Source organism: Eikenella sp. NML070372 (genome assembly GCF_001648415.1).
Taxonomy (GTDB): Bacteria; Pseudomonadota; Gammaproteobacteria; order Burkholderiales; family Neisseriaceae; genus Eikenella; species Eikenella exigua.
The window spans coordinates 537,014-556,054 of record NZ_LXSN01000004.1 but is presented as its reverse complement, the minus strand read 5'-3'; the positions used below and the strand labels follow the sequence as shown (position 1 = coordinate 556,054).

At 58.4% G+C, this 19,041-nt stretch carries 19 protein-coding genes and 1 pseudogene; 10 read left to right on the top strand and 10 right to left on the bottom strand.

The window, feature by feature from the left end; translation table 11 throughout:
- Positions 1-123: 123 nt before the first annotated feature.
- From A7P97_RS04505 to A7P97_RS04490, 4 genes are all read left to right on the top strand, one after another.
- Positions 124-699 carry a peptidylprolyl isomerase gene (locus tag A7P97_RS04505; RefSeq protein WP_067530562.1) on the top strand — a complete coding sequence of 192 codons (576 nt, stop codon included), beginning with the start codon at positions 124-126 and terminating at the stop codon, positions 697-699.
- 87 nt (positions 700-786) lie between these two features.
- Entirely contained in the window at positions 787-1,278 is a 492-nt protein-coding gene (locus tag A7P97_RS04500) for a peptidylprolyl isomerase (RefSeq protein WP_067530561.1), read from the top strand.
- Positions 1,279-1,355: 77 nt separating this feature from the next.
- Positions 1,356-1,589: a zinc-ribbon domain-containing protein gene (locus tag A7P97_RS04495; protein ID WP_067446754.1), complete on the top strand. Its 234-nt coding sequence runs from the start codon at positions 1,356-1,358 to the stop codon at positions 1,587-1,589.
- 6 nt (positions 1,590-1,595) lie between these two features.
- Positions 1,596-2,570 (top strand): glycosyl transferase family 90, encoded by a 975-nt coding sequence (locus A7P97_RS04490; RefSeq protein WP_067530560.1) that lies wholly within the window; start codon positions 1,596-1,598, stop codon positions 2,568-2,570.
- Between the two features lie 105 nt (positions 2,571-2,675).
- Here the strand turns inward: A7P97_RS04490 and A7P97_RS04485 are convergent, their stop codons facing one another.
- Together A7P97_RS04485 and nagZ are read right to left on the bottom strand one after the other, a co-directional pair.
- Positions 2,676-3,038: a DUF2185 domain-containing protein gene (locus tag A7P97_RS04485; RefSeq protein ID WP_082887599.1), complete on the bottom strand. Its 363-nt coding sequence runs from the start codon at positions 3,036-3,038 to the stop codon at positions 2,676-2,678.
- An 11-nt stretch (positions 3,039-3,049) separates the two neighbouring features.
- Positions 3,050-4,135: a beta-N-acetylhexosaminidase gene (gene nagZ / locus A7P97_RS04480; RefSeq protein ID WP_067530559.1), complete on the bottom strand. Its 1,086-nt coding sequence runs from the start codon at positions 4,133-4,135 to the stop codon at positions 3,050-3,052.
- Positions 4,136-4,297: 162 nt separating this feature from the next.
- Here nagZ and A7P97_RS04475 point away from each other — a divergent pair, with 162 nt between their 5' ends.
- Both A7P97_RS04475 and A7P97_RS04470 read left to right on the top strand, forming a co-directional pair.
- Entirely contained in the window at positions 4,298-5,062 is a 765-nt protein-coding gene (locus A7P97_RS04475; RefSeq protein WP_067530558.1) for an FKBP-type peptidyl-prolyl cis-trans isomerase, read from the top strand.
- Between the two features lie 184 nt (positions 5,063-5,246).
- Complete coding sequence (locus A7P97_RS04470; RefSeq protein ID WP_067530557.1) at positions 5,247-6,194, top strand: asparaginase; 948 nt, start codon at positions 5,247-5,249, stop codon at positions 6,192-6,194.
- An 88-nt stretch (positions 6,195-6,282) separates the two neighbouring features.
- Here the strand turns inward: A7P97_RS04470 and tehA are convergent, their stop codons facing one another.
- The 8 genes and pseudogenes from tehA to A7P97_RS04430 form a co-directional block, all read right to left on the bottom strand.
- The gene (tehA, locus tag A7P97_RS04465; RefSeq protein ID WP_067530556.1) at positions 6,283-7,227 is read right to left on the bottom strand and encodes a dicarboxylate transporter/tellurite-resistance protein TehA; all 945 of its coding nucleotides are present in this window, start codon (positions 7,225-7,227) and stop codon (positions 6,283-6,285) included.
- A 212-nt stretch (positions 7,228-7,439) separates the two neighbouring features.
- Positions 7,440-8,858, bottom strand: a complete 1,419-nt coding sequence (gene glnA, locus A7P97_RS04460) for a type I glutamate--ammonia ligase (RefSeq protein ID WP_067530555.1) — start codon at positions 8,856-8,858, stop codon at positions 7,440-7,442.
- A 356-nt stretch (positions 8,859-9,214) separates the two neighbouring features.
- On the bottom strand, positions 9,215-9,955 hold the full coding sequence (locus A7P97_RS04455) for a pseudouridine synthase (protein WP_067596321.1): 741 nt from the start codon (positions 9,953-9,955) through the stop codon (positions 9,215-9,217).
- 74 nt (positions 9,956-10,029) lie between these two features.
- A pseudogene (locus A7P97_RS04450) lies at positions 10,030-10,601 on the bottom strand (DUF1287 domain-containing protein).
- A gap of 268 nt (positions 10,602-10,869) precedes the next feature.
- The gene (kdsB, locus tag A7P97_RS04445; RefSeq protein ID WP_067530553.1) at positions 10,870-11,649 is read right to left on the bottom strand and encodes a 3-deoxy-manno-octulosonate cytidylyltransferase; all 780 of its coding nucleotides are present in this window, start codon (positions 11,647-11,649) and stop codon (positions 10,870-10,872) included.
- Entirely contained in the window at positions 11,646-11,828 is a 183-nt protein-coding gene (locus tag A7P97_RS04440) for a Trm112 family protein (protein WP_067530552.1), read from the bottom strand. The genes kdsB and A7P97_RS04440 overlap by 4 nt, the downstream gene beginning before the upstream one ends.
- A gap of 117 nt (positions 11,829-11,945) precedes the next feature.
- The gene (lpxK, locus tag A7P97_RS04435) at positions 11,946-12,977 is read right to left on the bottom strand and encodes a tetraacyldisaccharide 4'-kinase (protein WP_067530551.1); all 1,032 of its coding nucleotides are present in this window, start codon (positions 12,975-12,977) and stop codon (positions 11,946-11,948) included.
- A 21-nt stretch (positions 12,978-12,998) separates the two neighbouring features.
- Positions 12,999-13,499, bottom strand: coding sequence for a dihydrofolate reductase (locus tag A7P97_RS04430; protein WP_067530550.1), 501 nt, complete (start codon positions 13,497-13,499; stop codon positions 12,999-13,001).
- A gap of 149 nt (positions 13,500-13,648) precedes the next feature.
- Here A7P97_RS04430 and ribH point away from each other — a divergent pair, with 149 nt between their 5' ends.
- From ribH to A7P97_RS04410, 4 genes are all read left to right on the top strand, one after another.
- Entirely contained in the window at positions 13,649-14,134 is a 486-nt protein-coding gene (gene ribH, locus A7P97_RS04425) for a 6,7-dimethyl-8-ribityllumazine synthase (protein WP_067530549.1), read from the top strand.
- A 24-nt stretch (positions 14,135-14,158) separates the two neighbouring features.
- Positions 14,159-14,602: a transcription antitermination factor NusB gene (nusB, locus tag A7P97_RS04420; protein ID WP_067530548.1), complete on the top strand. Its 444-nt coding sequence runs from the start codon at positions 14,159-14,161 to the stop codon at positions 14,600-14,602.
- 238 nt (positions 14,603-14,840) lie between these two features.
- The gene (locus tag A7P97_RS04415; protein WP_067439319.1) at positions 14,841-16,301 is read left to right on the top strand and encodes a TrkH family potassium uptake protein; all 1,461 of its coding nucleotides are present in this window, start codon (positions 14,841-14,843) and stop codon (positions 16,299-16,301) included.
- 644 nt (positions 16,302-16,945) lie between these two features.
- The gene (locus tag A7P97_RS04410) at positions 16,946-18,805 is read left to right on the top strand and encodes a lytic transglycosylase domain-containing protein (RefSeq protein WP_067596320.1); all 1,860 of its coding nucleotides are present in this window, start codon (positions 16,946-16,948) and stop codon (positions 18,803-18,805) included.
- The last annotated feature ends 236 nt before the right edge of the window (positions 18,806-19,041 follow it).

The window sequence follows — 19,041 nt, the reverse complement described above, 5'->3', positions numbered from 1 at the left end:
AGCATGAGCAATACCGCAACACCAGCTAACGCAGCAGGCAGAAGTGCTTTAACCGTGCTTGCAAAATTTTCAGGTAGCCTTTACCCTAACGCCTTTATTCATTTCCATATCTTAACCAATATCATGAACAAACCGTTCCGCACACTCATCCTGGCCGCCGCACTCGGCTGCTCCGCCCTCGCCGCCCATGCCGAAACCCGCGTGTTGCTTGAAACCAGCCAAGGCAATATTGAGCTTTCCTTGGATGAAACCCGTGCACCCAAAACCGTGGAAAACTTCCTCGCCTACGCCCGCAGCGGCTTTTACAACGGCACCATCTTCCACCGCGTGATTCCCGGCTTCATGATCCAAGGCGGCGGCCTCACCGCCCAAATGGCCGAAAAAGCCCCCATCCGTCGCGCCCTCGATAACGAAGCCGACAACGGCCTGAAAAACAACCGCTACACCATCGCCATGGCGCGCACTGCCCAGCCCCACTCCGCCACCAGCCAGTTTTTCATCAACCTGAAAGACAACGAATTCCTCAACCACACCGCCCCCACCGCACGCGGCTACGGCTATGCCGTGTTCGGCACAGTAACCGCCGGTAAGGAAGTAGTGGACAAAATCGCCAGCATTCCCACCAGCACCGTGGATATGTATCAAGACGTGCCGCGCACGCCCATCGTTATCCGCCAAGTGCACGTTCTTTCGCAATAATCCCAACATAAAAAGGCTACCTGAAACCCCAAACTGTTTTTCAGGTAACCTCTTCCCTTTCCTCCAACCCATTACAGGACGGCAAACATGATCAAACTCCATACCAACTTCGGCACCATCGGCATCGAGCTCGACCACGAAAAAGCCCCCGAAACCGCCGCCAACTTCGAACAATACGTGAAAGACAGCTTCTACGACGGCCTTATTTTCCACCGCGTGATCAAAGGTTTCATGATTCAGGGTGGAGGCATGGACGAAAACATGCAGGAAAAGCCCTCCCGCGCCCCGATTAAAAACGAAGCGCAAAACGGCCTGAAAAACAACAAATACACCCTCGCCATGGCGCGTACCCAGGCCCCGCACAGCGCCTCCTCCCAATTCTTCATCAACACCAAAGACAACGAATTCCTCAACCACACCTCCCCCAGCCTGCACGGCTGGGGCTACGCCGTATTCGGCAAAGTGGTGGAAGGCCAAGATGTAGTTGATGCCATCGAAGGCGTGGCCACTAAACGTCACGGCTACCACGACGATGTGCCGGTTGAGCCCGTAGTCATCACCAAAGCCGAAATCGTATAAGCCAAACCAGCAGGGCCGGCCGCAACGTGCCGGCCCGGCTTTCACACATAACCATATAAGTACAAAGAGAAATCGCCATGATCTTCATCTGGGGCAGTAAAGGCTATTTTGACGACCTCGGCGAAAGCTGCCTCTGCGGCAACTGCAACAACCGCGTTAATCTACACATCACCAATGCCTACACCAAATTCACCTTCTTCTTCATCCCCCTATTCCGCATAGAATCAAAATACTACCTCACCTGCCTCGTTTACTCCCACGGCTGGAAGCTCAAACGCCAGGAAGCCAAACAACTGATACAACCCTGCTAAACCGCCATGCCCATCGATCTCGGCATCTACCACCGCCGCCTGCACAAACTCGCCTACTACACCCGCCACAGTCCATTCGGCCTGTTGCCACACCGCTTACTCGCCAAATCCATCGAGCCCGTATTGGCCGAGTTTGCCCGCCTCCCCAGCGAAACCCAGCAGCAAATCCGGCAGCGCGTGGACTACTGCAACCAGCAAAACCAGCCGTTTACCCTTTCAGCTAGCCTCACCCCGGTAGGCCAAGCCGGCAACTTCAAACGCGGCAGCCACACCTCCGCCTACTACTACGACCTCGCCACCCTCCTGCGCTACTTCCCGGCAGAAGCCCGCTTCGCCTACGAATTCGGCGATGTCACCCACATCTCCGCCCAGCCCGCCTTCGTGAAAAGCCGCCCTATCCGGAGCGACAACCAATACTCCGTTTTACTCAAGCTCGACAGCGTGCGCCATTTCTACATCTACCCCGACCGCACCCCATTTGCCGCCAAACGCAACCAACTCGTCTGGCGCGGCGCCGCCTTCCAAGAACAGCGCCTGCGCTTCTTGCGCCAATACCACAACCACCCTCTGTGCGACGTCGGCTGCGTACACAAACAATCCATCGGCCAGCCCTACCACCGCAGCTTCATGAGCGTAGGCCAACAGCTGCAATACAAATACATCCTCAGCATCGAAGGCAACGACGTCGCCACCAACCTCAAATGGATACTCGCCTCCCGCTCCCTCTGTTTCATGACCACCCCCGCCTACGAAACCTGGCTGCTGGAGGGCCTGCTGCAGCCTGAAGTCCACTACGTCCACCTCCAGCCCGACTACAGCGATTTCGAAGAAAAACTCGCCTTCTACCAGCAATACCCCGATGCCGCCGAACGCATCATCCGCAACGCCAACGCCTATATGCAGCCCTTCTTTAATAGCAGGCAAGAACTGATCACCAACCTGCTGGTGATGCAGAAATATTTTGAATTGGCCACAAGCTAATTGATCAGCCTGGCTTGCCCGGCCACAACAAAAGGCTACCTGAAAATCAAAAAACCACTTCAGGTAGCCTCTATACCGCCCGCCATCACAATGATGACACCAAGCTCACTCCTGTGGAATCTCCCAATCGCCTACTGCTACAAAATCCAGCTGATCCAAATCCTGCTCAAACACCGAACCGGTGGAGCTGTGCAGCAATTTGGCAATCGCCGGCTGGTAGTTAGCCATGCGTTGCAAGCTGTAGAAGTGAAAGTTGGCGGCATTGTCGGCGTAGTCATCGTCTTCAAAGCCGGAAAACATCCGCCAGCCACTGTCGGGCGGGAAGGCGGCATCAGGCTCTTCGCGATACAGAAAACGGATGGGCATGCCTTCTTTGGCAACCTGGTCGGAAACGATGGCATAGCCCTGCGGCACATCTTTTACCGGCAGCTCTTCTTCCGGCAGGCTGAAAATTTTCGGGTTTAACATAGGTATCCTCCTTAAAACGCCTCGCCCACTTTCACCCCGCCGGCCAAATCTTGCGGCGAGGAAAGGGCAGCAGTGAAAGCTTGGGCGGCTTGGAATTCGGGCTGCTGCATCACTGCGGCGTAATCCTCTGGTGTGCCGCGCCCGGCCATGTATTGCCAGCGCTCGGCCAGTTGCGGGTTTTCAGGTAGCCTGAAGCCTTCGAGCAGTTCGTCCACCCAATCGGGGCGGTTGCACACCAACACGATATCGCAGCCGGCGGCAAAAGATTGCGCTGCCCGCTCGCGGATGCCGCCGGCCATGCTGGCGCCTTCCATGGTGAGGTCGTCGGAAAAAATTACGCCGTTGAAGCCCAAATCCTGGCGCAAAATTTGCTTTAGCCAGATGCTCGAAAAACCGGCAGGTTGTTTGTCTACCTGCGGGTACACCACATGCGCGGGCATCACGGCGGCCATACCCTCGGCGGCCAGGGCGCGGAAAGGCCGGATATCTGCCGCCATCAGTTCGGCCAGGCTGCGCGGGTCTTCGGGCAGAACGTGGTGGCTGTCGCCGGAAACAAAGCCGTGGCCGGGGAAGTGTTTGCCGCAGCTTTGCATGCCGCCCCGGTTGAGCCCGCGTTGCAGCGCCAGCGCCAGCGCGGTAACAGTATCGGCTTGGCAGTGAAAGCTGCGGTTGCCGATTACGGCGCACTGCCCCCAATCCAAATCCAACACCGGCGTAAACGACAAATCCACCCCGCAGGCGCGCAATTCTGTCGCCAACACCCAACCCACCTGTTCCGCCGCCGCTTCTGCCGCTGCTTGGCCTTGCTTTTCCCAAATGCCGCCCAGCGTGCTCATGGCCGGTAGGCGGGTGAAGCCTTCGATAAAGCGCTGCACGCGCCCGCCCTCATGATCCACGGCAATCACCAACTCCGGCGTACGCAAAGCCTTGATTTCGGCACACAAAGCCTGAAGCTGGCTGCGGTTTTGGTAATTGCGGCGAAACAAAATCACACCGCCAACGGCGGGGTGCAGCAGGCGTTGTTTTTCCTCCTCGCTCAAGCGGTAGGCGGCAACATCGGCCATAATCGGGCCGCGCGGCAGGCAAACGGGTGGCATAGCAAATCTTTCTGTGTGTTCGGTGCAAAGGCGGGATTTCATCACTTCCGCCGCGAAAAAACAAGCCGAGACCTTTTAATTCAGGTAAAACCGATTGAAACGGCACGGCAGAAATGATGTAATGCCCGCTGTTGTTTCCTTTCATTCACATTAGGGAGTTTTATGCAAACCAACACATTCCGCACCGGCCTGCTGGCCGCCGTGGTATTCGCACTGGCCGCCTGTAACCAACAGCCCACTTCCGGCAGCGCCTCTGCTCCGGCCGCATCTTCAACTGCATCCGGCCCCGCTGCCGCTTCAGGCCCTGCTGCCGCCTCCGACGTATTGGCCGGCATGACCGAACAGCAAAAAGCCAGCTACCTCATCGGCTATCTGCAAGGCCAACAGCTGGGCGACGCCAATGCTATTTTGGATTTCGACCAAGCCACCCTGATTAAAGGACTGCAGGCCGGTATGGCCAGCCAGCCGCTACCCGTGAGCGACGAAGAAGCCAACAACATCCTGCAGCAATACCACACTGCCCAGATGGGCAAACTGGCCACCCGCCAGCTGGAAGAAGGTAAAGCCTTCCTCGAAGCCAACAAAGCCAAAGAAGGCGTGAAAACCACGCCCTCCGGCCTGCAATACAGCGTGAAAACCGAAGGTACCGGCAAACAGCCTACTGCTAAGAGCACTGTAACCGTACACTACGAAGGCAAATTGCTCGATGGCACTGTGTTCGACAGTTCCATCAAGCGCGGTGAACCCGCTACTTTCAAGCTTGACGGTGTGATCAAAGGCTGGACCGAAGGCCTGCAGTTGATGAAAGAAGGCGGCGAATACACCCTCTACATCCCTGCCGAACTCGCCTACGGCGACAAAGGCAACCCCAACATTCCGCCCAACTCCGTGCTGGTATTCGATGTTAAACTGATTAAAGTTCAGTAATTCCATCAGCTAATTAAAAGGCTACCTGAAAGGCTACCTGAAAAGCAAAACACTTTTCAGGTAGCCTTTAATCCATTCCCTCAATCACACCAAGGCTACCTGAAAAAGAAACCCCAATCCCCTACCCCAACTTTCCAACTAGCCCCTATAATCCTATATCCCATTTCCAGCAAACCATCCCGCCATGCAAAAAATATTTGTCCTCTACACCGGCGGCACCATCGGCATGAAGCCCAGCCCCGACGGCCTTGTGCCCGATGCCGAGCTCGCCGAACAAGCCCTGCAATCCTATGCCGAACAAGCCGTGTTTCACTGGCACATCTGCCAGCCCCTGATCGACAGTTCCAACATCACCCCCCAACATTGGGCAGAATGGCTCGCCATCCTGCAAGCCGCCCTGCCCGAGCACGACGGCATCCTCATCTTGCACGGCACCGACACCCTCGCCTACACTGCCAACTTCCTCGCCCTTGCGCTCGACAACGTCGGTAAACCCATCATCCTCACCGGCGCGCAAAAGCCCTACCACGCCGCCAACAGCGATGCCCCCGACAACCTCCGCACCGCCATCGCCGCCCTGCAAAATCCCCAACTGCACGGTACCGTTATCGCCTTCGGCGGCCGGCTCTACCCCGCCATCGGCAGCAGCAAATGCAGCACCGAGCTCGATCACGGCTTCGACAACGCCCACTTCAACACCTGGCAGCCTAACACCCCGCCCTGCCGCCTCAGCGGCCTGCCCACCCGCTTCAACCCCGACGCCCGCGTGTGCAGCCACCTGCTCACCCCCGGCAGCAGCACCGAGCAAATCGCCCACAGCCTGCGCCACTTCCCCCAAGAAGCCGCCATCCTGCTTTCCTACGGCCAAGGCCACGCCCCCGCCAACCCCGAATTGCTCGCCGCCGTGCAACACTTCACCCAAAACGGCGGCCTGCTGCTCAACATCAGCCAAGCCCACCACGGCCGCACCGGCACCGCCTACGCCCAAGGCAACGCCCTGCGCCAGGCCGGAGCGGTGGGCGGCGGCAAATGCAATATCGAAACCGCCACCGCCCTCATGACCCTCGCTGCTAGCAACCACTGGACGGCCGACCAGCTGCAACGGGCTTTAGCGCAATTGGATTTGCTCTGATACCTTCCTCTGCTACAAAAAGGCTACCTGAAACCGTATAAACCGTTTTCAGGTAGCCTTTAACCTTTACAACAAGGGCATAAGCAGCCTAACGCACCAAAAACCGCCCCTGCCACACCAAATACAACGTTCCCGCCAACAGCAGCGCCACCCCAGCCGAGCCGCTTACCGCCAGCACCGTGCCCAGCCACACCAACCTGCCCGCCTCCAGCAGATGCAACCCGCAGCCGCACATGGCCGCCAAGCCGAACGAGAAGCCCCACCAGCTCATGCTAAACCCGCCCTCGGCAAACCAGCCCAGCAGGCGCAGCAACAGCAGAAACTGCAAACAGCCGTATCCCATCAAGGCCAGCGCAAAAATGTCGATTGCGCCGCCGTTCACCGCAAAATACGCCCCACAGCCCACAAAGGCCGGCGCAAGCTGGATGCCCACTATCCCGCGCACCTGCGGTACAACCGCCACCGCCGTGCGCAGCCTGCCTAAAATCGCCGCCTCCAGGCTAAACCAAGACAGCAGCCCCGCACCGAAAAACAACACCGCATAATCATGCTGCCCCAGCACGTCTAGCGCCGTGGCACTCACGAAATTAGCGGCCACCGTAGGCAGATAAATCACCGGCGTAGTGGCTGCCAAGCTGTGCAGCCCGCGCCACAGCCCGGCAGCACGATACATGGCAAACGCCAGCTGCCCGGCAATGCCGGCATACACCAACACACGTGCCACCCCGGCGGCATACGGCAGCCCGGCAATGCCTGCCAAGGTGGTGGTAATCGGAATGGCACTGAGAAAACAGCATTGCACCAAATCAGTTAAGTCGCTTAAAAAATCATCGCGATAAGCCAATATCTTGCAAACGTAAGCCGCCACCAGCACCAACCACACCACAAACGCCGCTGCCAGCAGCCATTCGCTCGGCCAAGCCGGCATCAGGCCTGCCGCTGCGCCATAGCGCCACGACAAACCCAACGCGAATAGGCCGATGGTGGTGCTGAAATAACTGAGCGGAATCGGAAATTTGCGGCGTGCGCCCATGATGTGTTCCTTATTGCTTGGATAATTTAAAACAGGTGGCATCATACTGGCATTCCTCTGCTCCAAACTATCCGATTTTGCTCAATCTGCCGCCATTTTGTCTCGTGCAATCATGGGACAAAGGCTACCTGAACCTGCGAAAGGCAGCAGCCAGGGCAAACATTCGGTATAAAAAAGCCACCTGATTGTTCAGGCAGCCTTTTCATTCTGCCTTACAGCGAGTAATACATTTCAAATTCCAGCGGGTGCGGCGCCATGCGGATGCGGCGCACGTCTTCTTCTTTGAAGGCGATGTAGCTGTTGATCCAGTCTTGGCTGAACACGCCGCCGCGCAGGAGGAATTCGTGGTCGGCTTTGAGGGCGAACAAGGCTTCTTCCAAAGAGGCACACACGGTCGGCACCAATGCATCCTCTTCCGGCGGCAGGTCGTAGAGGTTTTTGTCGGCCGGATCACCGGGATAGATTTTGTTTTGGATACCGTCCAGCCCGGCCATCAGCAGCGCGGCGAACATCAAATAGGGGTTCGCGGTAGGATCCGGGAAACGCACTTCAACGCGGCGGGCTTTCACGCTGTACACGGTGGGGATGCGGATGGAAGCGGAGCGGTTTTTGGCGGAATAAGCCAGCTTGGTGGGCGCTTCAAAATGCGGCACCAGGCGTTTGTAGGAGTTGGTGGAGGGGTTGGCGATGGCATTCAGCGCTTTGGCGTGCTTGATGATGCCGCCGATATAGTAAAGGGCGGTGTCGCTCAAGCCGGCATAGCCGTCGCCTGCGAACAGGTTTTGGCCGTTTTTCCAAATGGATTGATGCACGTGCATACCGCTGCCGTTGTCGCCCATCAAAGGTTTGGGCATGAAGGTGGCGGTTTTGCCGAAGTTGTGCGCCACGTTGTGGATCACGTATTTCATGTCTTGGGTTTGGTCAGCACGGTGTACCAAGGTACTGAATTTAGTACCGATTTCCATCTGGCTGCCAGTGCCCACTTCGCCATGATGCACTTCCACTTCAATGCCGATTTCCTGCAAGGTATTGACCATGGCGGAGCGCAAATCCTGCCCGGCATCCACCGGCGCAACGGGAGCGTAGCCACCTTTCACCATCGGGCGGTGGCCGGTATTTTGGCCGTCCAAATGCAGGCCGCTCGACCACGCGGCGCTTTCGGAGCTGATTTCGAAGCGGGCTTTGTGCATATGAGTTTCAAACTCAATGCCGTCGAACACAAAAAATTCAGGCTCGGGACCGAAATAGGCGGTGTCGCCCACGCCGCTGGCTTTCAAATAAGCTTCGGCACGGCGGGCGATGGAGCGCGGGTCGCGGTCGTAGCCTTGGCCGCTGGCCGGATCGATCACGTCGCAAGTGAGCACCACGGTGGCATCATCGTAGAAAGGGTCGATGAAAGCAGTAGCCGAGTCGGGGCGCAGCATCATATCGGAGGCCTGAACGCCCTTCCAGCCGCCGATAGACGAACCGTCGAACGGGTGGCCGTTTTCAAACCACTCCTCCGGATCGTCCAGCACCACCGCGGCGGGCACGGTGAAATGGTGCTGTTTGCCTTTAGTGTCGGTGAATCGCAAATCAACGAAACGGACATCGTTCTCTTCAATCATGCGAACTACATTGCTGATGGACATGGTGGCACTCCTTGGAATATACAGAAATAAAATCAAGCAGGCATTTTGCCATAGCCGTCGCCCGGGCGTATAGCTTTGATTGCAGTTTTTCTCAAACCAACTGCAGGAACAAGCGAAGAACATGGCATACACGTTACCTGAAATCACAACACCTGTCCAAAATGAATATGCTAAAGGCTACCTGAAACTTCAACTTCGCAAAAACTCTGCCATGCCGTATTTTCAGGTAGCCTTTAGCATATTCATAGCGGATTAAAATAAGAATGCTACAGTGTTGTCTCGCCTAGCCGTACTACCTATACTGTCCGCGGCTCGCCGCCTTGTCTCATTCTTATTTTAATCCGCTATCTTCCCAATCAAAACCGCTCGTGCGGCGCCAGATAACGCCACTGCCCCGGCGGCAGCGCACCGAGTTTCACCTTGCCGATGCGGATGCGCTTGAGCCCCACCACGCGCAGCCCCACCAGCTCGCACATGCGGCGGATTTGGCGTTTTTTGCCCTGTTTCAGCACAAAACGCAGCTGGTCTTGGTTTTGCCACGACACCTTGGCCGGCCGCAACGCTTCACCGTCTAGCTTCAGGCCGTGTTTCAGCAGGCGCAGGCCTTCTTCGGAAAGTTTGCCCTTCACCCGCACCAGATATTCTTTCTCCACGCCGCTGTTTTCGCCGATCAGGCTTTTGGCCACGCGTCCGTCTTGCGTGAGCACTAGCAGCCCAATCGAATCGATATCCAGTCGGCCGGCGGGGGCGAGGCCGTGGCGGTGTGCCGCTTTAAACTTTTGCGGGCTGCGGTCTTCCGGCCAATGGTTGGCTTCGGTAATCAGATCGGCAGCGCTGCGGTAACCTTTTTCGGCCTGCCCGCTCACGAAGCCCACCGGTTTGTGCAGCAGAATGGTAACCCGCCCGGCCTGTTCTTCGTGCGCAGCGCGGTGCAGCTCGATGCGGTCACCCGCTCCCACCTTTTGGCCGAGCACGGCTTTCTCGCCGTTCACGCTCACCCAGCCGCGCTCGATATAGGCATCGGCTTCACGGCGCGAACAGAGGCCGAGCTCGGCCATGCGTTTGGAAAGGCGGACGGTGTTGTCGGGTGTGGTCATATTCGTTTCTTTGTTAGGCAGATGTTAATTTCAGGTAGCCTGCTTGGCGTGAGGAGGCTATCTAAAAAACAGCATCAGGCTTGGCCGCGCCGCCACTTCACGGCGCCATATTGGGCGGGCTGCCTGAAATGGCCGACGATTTCGTGGCGGAACAGGATGTCCTCTTCACGCGTGCCTGCGCCGATATTGTGGATAATCAGCGGTGTATCACCATGTTTGCGGTCGGATACGATGCCGATATGCGGCAGCCCGCTGCCCGCCAACCGCCAGGTAACAATGTCGCCCGTGCGGTATCCGTCTTGCACCGCCCAGCCGTGCCGTGCGAAATAAACCTCCAGATTCGGCACGCGGCGGTGGTCGATATTCAGGTCGGGGCGTTTTAGCCCCAGCGGTTCGGGTAGGCGGGAAAATTCGCTTTCATGTCTTGGTGAACCAGCTGCTGCAAGTCTATGCTCTGCTGCCGCAGTGCGCGAATCACCACATCGGTGCACACTCCTTTTGCTATCGGCACATCGCCCATCGGATAATCCAGCGCAGTATAGGCGGGGTCGTAGCGCACGGTTTGGCCGATTTGGCTGCAGGCGGCGCGGACGATGGGCGGCGCCTTATCCGTGTTGCCGACCTGTGCCGATGCGGGCGGCGGCATGGTTTTAGGCAGCCGAACAGCTTTGGCGCGGGCAGCGGGATTTTGTGGCGGGCGGGTGGTGTTCGCAAAATAAGCGGCAGAGAGGGCAACGGCAATCAGGAGGGCAGCGAAACCAACGCGGCGGAGCAAACGCATAACACAACTCCTTAAAAGCGGTCGTTCAAGGCGGAGGCGGAGGCAAGCTGTCTCGGGAGAACAGGCTACCTGAAAGCATCAGCTTCAACGAAGTTAAAACCATATTGGCTTTGCTCAGCCGGGCGATTTATTTTCAGCTAGCCTCTTCGGGATGCCGGGCAAACCAATCACGCACGCGCTGCAAATCTTCGGCGGTGTCTACGCCGGCGGCGGGGGCGTTGTCGCACACGGTTACGGCGATTTTGCCGCCGTGCCACAACACGCGCAGCTGCTCGAGCGATTCGATACTTTCCAGCGGTGAGGGAGGCAGGCCGACGTATTGGTGCAAAAAGCCCACGCGGTAGGCATACAGGCCGATGTGGCGCAGCGGGGCAAAGCCTTCGGGCAGCACGGCTTGCGTTTCGGCGAAGGCGTCACGCGGCCAGGCGATGGGGGCGCGGCTGAAATAGAGGGCGTTGCGCCGTTGGTCGAGCACCACTTTCACGCAGTTGGGATTGAGAAATTCGGCCGCGTCGGCAATCGGGTGGGCGGCGGTGGCCATTTGCGCACTGCTGCCGCCGAGCAATTCGGCGGTGCGGTTGATGAGGGCGGGATCAATCAGCGGTTCGTCGCCCTGCACGTTTACGGCGATGTCGCTATCGGCCATGCCGAGCAGCAGCGCGGCTTCGGCCAGGCGGGCGGTGCCGCTGGCGTGCTGTTTGCCGGTGAGCACGGCTTCGATGCCGTATTCGGAGCAGGCGGCGGCAATGGCGGTGTGGTCGGTGGCCACGACGACGCGCTGCGCCTCGCTCAGCTTGGCGCGCTCGGCCACGCGCACCACCATGGGTTTGCCGGCAATATCGGCCAAGGCTTTTTCAGGTAGCCTGCTGGAGGCCAGGCGGGCGGGGATGATAACGGTAAACGGGGTGCTCATGCGCGCAGCTCTTCTTCGGTGAGGGAGCGGGCTTCGTTTTCCAGCATGATGGGGATGCCGTCGCGGATGGGGAAGGCCAGCTTGGCTTGGCGGCTCCACAACTCTTGTCGGCTGGCATGGTATTCGAGCACGCCTTTGGTGATCGGGCAAACGAGGAGGTCGAGGTATTTTTTGTCCATGGTTTGGGGTCTCCAGTGTTGTTTTGGTTGAAGCTTACGGTTTTGGCTTCACAGAAATTCCGCATCCTGCGGCAACTTCGTTTCAACTTGTGTTTTAACTGCGTTGAAGCTTCGCTTTCAGGCAGCCTGCTCCTTATCCGGCAGGCAACGGCGGATCACGGCCTGCACTAAGGCTTCCAGCAATTCGGTGCGCACGGGCAATACCCATACTTCCTGCGCGGTGTCGGCGGCGAGCTTCACTGCGTCTTTCTCGGTAACGATGTAGCAATCGGCCGCGGGCAAATCGGCAATCTGCCAGGCGGTGTGGTCGGGCAGGGCCATTTGCCGTTCGGTTTCGATGCCCAGCCGCGCCAATTCGGCAAAGAAACGTTCGGGCTTGGCGATGGCGGCGGCGGCAATAACGCGGCGCTGTTTCAGGTAGCCTTCGGGCAAGGGTTCGTGCGGGCGGTGCAGGCGGTAAATCTGCCCGCATTGCAGGCGGCTGCGGCAGAGCAGCACGTTATCCGGCAGCGCCCAATCCGGCTCGGGGCTGTCGGGCGTGCTGTTGGCGAGCAGCACGGCGTTTACGCTTTCCAAGCGCACCAAAGGCTCGCGCAAATTGCCGTTGGGCAGCAAATCCAGCGGCCGCCCCACATCGGCGGCGGGGAACACGGCCAGCTCGAAATCACGTTGCAGGGCGTAGTGTTGCAGGCCGTCGTCGGCAACGATGATTTGCACTTCGGGATGCGCGGCCAAAAGCGCCCTGCCCGCCTCGGCACGGCGGCTGCCCACGGCGGCGGGGGCGCCGGTGCTGCGGTGCAGCAGCAGCGGTTCGTCGCCGGCCTGCGCGGCGGTGCTTTGGCTATTTAACACGTGCACGCCCTGCCCGCTGCGGCCATAGCCGCGGCTGATGATGCCGGGGCGGATGCCGCGCTCCTGTAAGGCACGCACCAAGGCCTGCACCACGGGGGTTTTGCCGCTGCCGCCAGCCTGCACATTGCCCACCACCACCACCGGCACGGGCAGCTTTTCGCTGTGCCGCCGGCCTTTCAGGTAGCCTTCACGCCGTCGTGCCGCCAACAGGCCGAACAGCCGCGCCAGCGGCCATAAAATCGGCGTGAGCAGCGGGTTGGGCGTTTGCCAATGGCGCTCGATCAGGCGGTGCAGCATTTTTCAGGTAGCCTCAATCTTTCAGGTAGCCCGCCGGGCGCGGCGGTAGTGCACGAAATCGAAGCGGATGCCGTTGGCGGCAGCGGTGTGGCTGCTGCGTTCAAGCTCCTGCCATTCGGCGGGGGCAAAGGCGGGGAAAAAGGCGTCGCCGTCGATAGCCAAGTGCACTTCGGTGAGGCGCAGATCGGTGGCCAGCGGCAGGGCTTGGGCGTAAATCTGCGCGCCGCCCATGATGATGATTTCGGGCACGTCGGCCAGCATGGCCAGCGCGGCATCTAAGCTGCCGGCACGTTCTGCGCCTTCGGCCTGCCAGTGCGGCTGGCGGGTAATCACGATATTGCGGCGGCCGGGCAAGGGTTTCTTGGGCAGCGAATCCCAAGTTTTGCGCCCCATCACCACAGGTTTGCCCAAGGTGTAGCGTTTGAAAAAGGCGAAATCTTCGGCAATATGCCAGGGCATGGCGTTGCCGCTGCCGATGCAGCGGTTGCTCGCCACGGCGGCGATAAGGGTGATGGTTTGCATGGAAGGCTACCTGAAAGTGGAGCAAAACGCCGCCATTGTAACGCAAGCCATCTTCCTTCACAGCCCCAAAACGTGCGCTTTGGTGTAAAATCCGTTTCCTTTGCGGCGCATGCCGCTTTTGCTTATTTCACTACAACGGAGCAGCGGACATGACCATCATCCCCCCCAACCACGAAGGCGCAGGCCTGAATATCGGCATCGTACAAGCCAGTTTTTCCAACAAAATCGGCAGCGCCATGCTTGAAGTGTGCACCGAAAAACTGGTGGAAATGGGCGTGCCCGACGGCAACATCACCGTAGCCACCGTGCCCGGCGCGCTGGAAGTGCCGCTGGCGCTGCAAAATATGGCGCAGTCGCACAGTTTTGATGCGCTGGTGGCCTTGGGCGCGGTGATTCGCGGCGAAACTTATCATTTCGAGCTGGTGGCCAATGAATCTGCCGCCGGCATCAGCCGCGTGGGGCTGGATTTCAACATCCCCATCGCCAATGCCATCCTCACCACCGAAAACGACGAACAAGCCCACGCTCGCATCCAAAGCAAAGCCGCCGAAGCCGCCGTGGTGGCGGTGGAATGCGCCAATCTGCTGCGCCGCCTCAATCCGGCCGGCAACAACCTGCCCGATGCCATCGTGTAGCCCTTGATTTCAGAAAGCCAAGTAATGAAACCGAAAAACCGCACCCCGCGCCGCCGCGCGCGCGAATTTGCCGTGCAGGCGCTGTATCAGGCCGCGCTCAACCAACTGCCCGATACCGAAGTGGCCAAAAATATCCGCGAAAACGAATACTTCGCCAAGGCCGACAACGAGCTCTTCACCGCCATTTTCTTCGGCGTGCAGGCCAAACGCCGCGAGCTGATGCAGATTATCCGCCCGCTGCTCGACCGCGACGAAAAAGACCTCAGCCCCATCGAATGCGCCGTGCTGCTGGCCGCTGCTTTCGAGCTGCGCGATATGCCGGAAACGCCCTACCCCGTGATCATCAATGAGGCAATTGAAGTCACCAAAACCTTCGGCGGCATCGACGGCCACAAATTCGTCAACGGCATTTTGGATAAACTGGCGGCCGAACTGCGACCCAATGACCCGAAACGCGCTTATAGCTAAAGCACTTATTTCTTCATACAAGGCAGCGAGCCGCAGACAGTATAGGTAAAAGTATGGCAAGACAAGCTAACGTCGTATATAAGAAATAAGTGCTTTAGCTATGACCCACGCTCATTTGCTCATGCCGCAAGCTACCTGAAACCGCTGTATCCGTTTTCAGGTAGCCTCAACCGCCACCACAACACCCCGTTAAAACAAGTAAAATACATCCTTTTCCACAGGCCACCTAAGCCACACCATGTACTACAAACTCGCTCCCATCATCCACATCTTCTCCCGCCTTGGCTTCGTATTTTCGCTATTGCTCTTGGCGCCCACCATCGTATCGTATCTCTACCAAGATGCTGCTTTCTGGATATTTGCTGACACCGCCGCTGGCACCATCTTCGTTTCCGGCATCATCTGGCTCATCACCCGCCGCCACCACCGCGAGCTGCGCGCCCGCGACGGCTTCACCCTCGTCTTCCTTTTATGGGTAGGCTTTGCCATGGTCGCCTCCCTGCCATTCTACTGGCATTTGCCCGGTATCAGCTACACCGACGCCTTTTTTGAAGCCATATCCGGCCTTACCACCACCGGCGCCACCGTCTTCACCAACCTCGACAGCTTCCCCCCCTCACTTAACTTCTGGCGCCATCTGCTCAACTGGGTAGGCGGAATGGGCATCATCGTGTTAGCCGTGGCCATCCTGCCCATGATCGGCGTGGGCGGCACCCAGCTCTTTAAAGTCGAAATCCCTGGCATCCACAAAGACAGCAAACTTTCCCCTCGCATCTCCCAAACCGCCAAAAACCTTTGGTTAATCTACGTTTTTTTCACACTCCTTATCTGCCTCGCCCTGCGCCTGGCCGGTATGAGTTGGCTCGATGCCGTGTGCCATGCCATGTCCTGCCTCGGCCTAGGCGGCTTCTCCACCCACGACCAAAACATCGCCTATTTCAATTCTCCACTCATCGAAATCATCATCACCATTGGCAGTGTTATGGCTGCTATCAACTTTACCAATCATTATTACGCCTTCCGCCAATGCAGCCTCAATGCCTATCGCTGCGACAGTGAAGTGCGCGTGATGATTACCACCCTAATTGCCAGCATTATCGTATGCTCCCTCTATTTGTGGCACAAAGATTTTTACGCCGACTGGCCGCACGCCCTGCGTTACGTCGGTTTCAACTTCGTCTCCATCGGCCTGGCCAACGGCTACGCCAACACTGACTTCGCCACCTGGCCGCTGCCCGTATCCCTGTGGATGTTTTTCCTCGCCAACATCCTCGCCAACGCCGGTAGCGCCGGTGGTGGGCTCAAAACCATCCGCGCCATCGTATTGTTCAAATTCAGTCTGCGTGAAATGATGCTGCTCTTGCACCCCAACGCCGTGCACACCGTAAAAATCAATGGTATGCACATCGCAGAGCGTACCGCCATGACCGTGCTCGTGTTCACTGCCGTTTATTTCCTCACCATCATCTTCGCTACCTTCGCCCTCATGGCCACCGGCCTCGACTTCGTAACCGCCCTCACTGCCACCACCGCCTGCATTACCAACGCTGGTCCCGGCCTCGGCAGCGTGGGCCCCGCCGGCAGCTACGCCAACCTAGCCGACGCCCAAAAATGGCTGTGCTCTATCGTCATGCTACTCGGCCGCTTGGAAATCTTCACCGTGTTTATGCTTTTTACCCCCGCCTATTGGCGCAAATAGCGTTTGATGATTTCAGGTAGTCTCAAACGGGAAGAGGGCTACCTGAAATAAAGCTGTTGAAAAGCTGAAGATAGGTAGGCCAAGCTCTCGAATCCGACAGCCGCTTACCCCGCCACAATGGTGGCTACCTGAAAGGCAATAGCAAGAGCAGCTTGTTTGGGTGGAGCAGCCCCAAACACAAAAGGCTACCTGAAAATTTCAGGGTAGCCTGAGACCTTTGTAAAATCCCGTTTTCGGCATATTTCCTCTCGGTACGTTTCTCGAATGCTTGAAAATATTTCCATATTATCTGTGCCCAATAAAGCCAAATGATTTGCGATGCTGCTGCTTTGAACCGCACTCAAATCCGTGGTTTTGAAAAGGTCTCGGTCTTCATCACCCAAGCATTCCTCAGCCGCCCAGTTTCTCTAGCAGTTCCATCAACCCATCGGTGCATTCCTCCGCCTGCGCCCGGATTTCTCGCGGCTGTAGAGCGCGGCTGAGGCATTTTGGTTTTCAAGCAGCCTCCTTTATCAGGCTACCGGAAAATCTTTTCCTGCGTAAAAAGCAGTAAAACCCGCCGTCTGTTCGCGCCTGCCGCTTCATTGCCCCACCGCTTTCAGGTAGCCTTAGGCCATTCCGAATTATCCAAGCCGACATCAAGCATGAAAAAAACTGTATATCAGCACAGCATCCCCCTCCTCGCCGCCGGCCTGCTCGCCGCCTGCTCCAGCCAAACCGAAACCCCGGTCGAGCCCATCAACGCCGACAGCAGCGCCGCTGTCCAGCTGCCCGGCGGCCGCCGCAGCGATTCCGAAGACAAAGTGCTGGCCGACTACCAGCTCTTTCAATCTGCCCAAGCCGCGCTCAAACAGGGCGATGCCGGCCAAGCCGCCCAATTCCTCGCCCAAGCCCAGCCCAGCGCCATGGCCAACAGCCTGCGCAACCAGTGGCTCAAACAGCTCGGCCGCAACGGCCAATGGCAAGAATTTGTTCGGCAATACGGCTACCTGAAACCCGCCGACCGCGATAAAGAAACCCGCTGCTATGCCGCGCTAGCCGGGCAGGAAAACCAAAATGCCGCCCAAGAAGTGCTGGCCGAACTCGGCCGCCAGCCCGAAGGCTGCAACCGCCTGCTCGAGCAGCTCGCCGCTCAAGGCAGACTGCCTGCCGAAGCCGCCTGGCGGCGCGTGCGCGGCCTGTTGGCCAACAACCAAATCAGCGACGCCCGCCGCCTGGCCGCCGCCTTGGGCTCACCCCTGCCCGAACCGCTCACCAGCGCCACGCCCGACAGCCAAGGCGGCCGTGAAGCCCTGTTGCACAGCGTAATCGGCCAAAACGCCCGCAAACAGGCCGATGCCGCCCAACGCCTGCAAAATCTCTCCGCCAGCCTCAGCCCGGCTCAAACCGGCTTCGCCTGGGCCGTGCTCGGCCACCACTACGCGCTGAACCAACGCTTCCCCGCCGCGCTCGACGCCTTCAACCGCGCCGACCGCAGCCAGCTGGGCAAAGAACACTGGGAATGGTATGCCCGCAGCACCCTGCGCCTCGGCCGCTGGAGCGATCTGCAAAACATCATCGAAGCCATGCCCGACACCCTGCGTGCCGACCCCGCCTGGCAATACTGGCTCGCCCGCAGCCTGGCCGCCGGCGGCGATTCCGCCCGAGCCCGGCAGCACTACCGCCAAGCCGCCGCCTCCGGCCGCAATTTCTATGCCCTGCTTGCCACCGAAGCCCTCGGCGGCCAAGTGAACACCCGCAACACCGCCGCCGAGCCCGGCAGCAGCCAAACCGGCCAAGTGGCCGCCGACGGCGCAATTTCCCGCGCCCTCAGCCTATTCCGCGCCTCCCAGCGCAGCAGCGATTGGGATATGCGCAAACAGGCGCAGGCCGAGTGGCGCTATGCCGTGGACGGCTTTAACGAACCCACCCTGCTCGCCGCCGCCAAGCTCGCCCACGATGCCGGTTTCTACGAAATGGGCATTTATGCCGCCGACAAAACCCACAGCCAAATCAACTACAACCTGCGCTATATCTCCCCCTTCCGCGACAGCGTTACCCGCTACGCCGCCCAAGCCAATATCGACCCCGCCTGGGCCTACGGCATCATCCGCCAGGAAAGCCGCTTCATAATCGGCGTGCGCTCCCGCGTGGGCGCCACCGGCCTGATGCAGGTGATGCCCGCCACCGCCCGCGAAATTGCCGGCAAAATCGGCATGGACCCTGCCGAACTGCATACCATCGAAGGCAACATTCGCATGGGCACTTGGTATCTAGGTGATGCCCGCAATCGCTTGGGTAACGAAGTACTCGCCACCGCCGGCTACAACGCCGGCCCCGGCCGCGCCCGCAACTGGCAGGCCTCCACAGCGCTCGAAGGCGCGGTGTATGCCGAAACCATCCCGTTTGATGAAACCCGCGACTACGTTAAACGCGTGATGTCCAACGCCACCTATTACGCCAGCCTGTTCAACGAGCCGCACACCTCCCTCACCCGCCGCATGGGTACTATTCCTGCGCGATAATGCCGGCCAGTTGAACTATTTTGCTACCGACACAGTTATAACAGATTAATTAATTTTTGATACAAAGCAGCAAACTGCAGACAGTACAGAGCACGGTAAGGTAAGCTAATGCTGTATCGGAAGTTAAGTTAATCTGCTATAAACCAAAGGCCACCTGGGACTTTTCAGGTAGCCTTTTTGTATCGAAAATCGATTAATAAAAATAAAACTGTTGTTTGAATTGCGAAATATCGGCG

Bases quoted from the DNA above. Each gene is read 5' to 3' on its own strand.
- kdsB (WP_067530553.1), bottom strand. From the start codon at position 11,649: ATGAGCACCCCGTTTACCGTTATCATCCCCGCCCGCCTGGCCTCCAGC.
- A7P97_RS04440 (WP_067530552.1), bottom strand. From the start codon at position 11,828: ATGGACAAAAAATACCTCGACCTCCTCGTTTGCCCGATCACCAAAGGC.
- A7P97_RS04470 (WP_067530557.1), top strand. From the start codon at position 5,247: ATGCAAAAAATATTTGTCCTCTACACCGGCGGCACCATCGGCATGAAG.
- A7P97_RS04500 (WP_067530561.1), top strand. From the start codon at position 787: ATGATCAAACTCCATACCAACTTCGGCACCATCGGCATCGAGCTCGAC.
- ribH (WP_067530549.1), top strand. From the start codon at position 13,649: ATGACCATCATCCCCCCCAACCACGAAGGCGCAGGCCTGAATATCGGC.
- nusB (WP_067530548.1), top strand. From the start codon at position 14,159: ATGAAACCGAAAAACCGCACCCCGCGCCGCCGCGCGCGCGAATTTGCC.
- A7P97_RS04410 (WP_067596320.1), top strand. From the start codon at position 16,946: ATGAAAAAAACTGTATATCAGCACAGCATCCCCCTCCTCGCCGCCGGC.
- tehA (WP_067530556.1), bottom strand. From the start codon at position 7,227: ATGGGCGCACGCCGCAAATTTCCGATTCCGCTCAGTTATTTCAGCACC.
- A7P97_RS04415 (WP_067439319.1), top strand. From the start codon at position 14,841: ATGTACTACAAACTCGCTCCCATCATCCACATCTTCTCCCGCCTTGGC.
- A7P97_RS04485 (WP_082887599.1), bottom strand. From the start codon at position 3,038: ATGTTAAACCCGAAAATTTTCAGCCTGCCGGAAGAAGAGCTGCCGGTA.
- A7P97_RS04430 (WP_067530550.1), bottom strand. From the start codon at position 13,499: ATGCAAACCATCACCCTTATCGCCGCCGTGGCGAGCAACCGCTGCATC.
- glnA (WP_067530555.1), bottom strand. From the start codon at position 8,858: ATGTCCATCAGCAATGTAGTTCGCATGATTGAAGAGAACGATGTCCGT.
- lpxK (WP_067530551.1), bottom strand. From the start codon at position 12,977: ATGCTGCACCGCCTGATCGAGCGCCATTGGCAAACGCCCAACCCGCTG.
- A7P97_RS04495 (WP_067446754.1), top strand. From the start codon at position 1,356: ATGATCTTCATCTGGGGCAGTAAAGGCTATTTTGACGACCTCGGCGAA.
- A7P97_RS04455 (WP_067596321.1), bottom strand. From the start codon at position 9,955: ATGACCACACCCGACAACACCGTCCGCCTTTCCAAACGCATGGCCGAG.
- A7P97_RS04490 (WP_067530560.1), top strand. From the start codon at position 1,596: ATGCCCATCGATCTCGGCATCTACCACCGCCGCCTGCACAAACTCGCC.
- nagZ (WP_067530559.1), bottom strand. From the start codon at position 4,135: ATGCCACCCGTTTGCCTGCCGCGCGGCCCGATTATGGCCGATGTTGCC.
- A7P97_RS04475 (WP_067530558.1), top strand. From the start codon at position 4,298: ATGCAAACCAACACATTCCGCACCGGCCTGCTGGCCGCCGTGGTATTC.
- A7P97_RS04505 (WP_067530562.1), top strand. From the start codon at position 124: ATGAACAAACCGTTCCGCACACTCATCCTGGCCGCCGCACTCGGCTGC.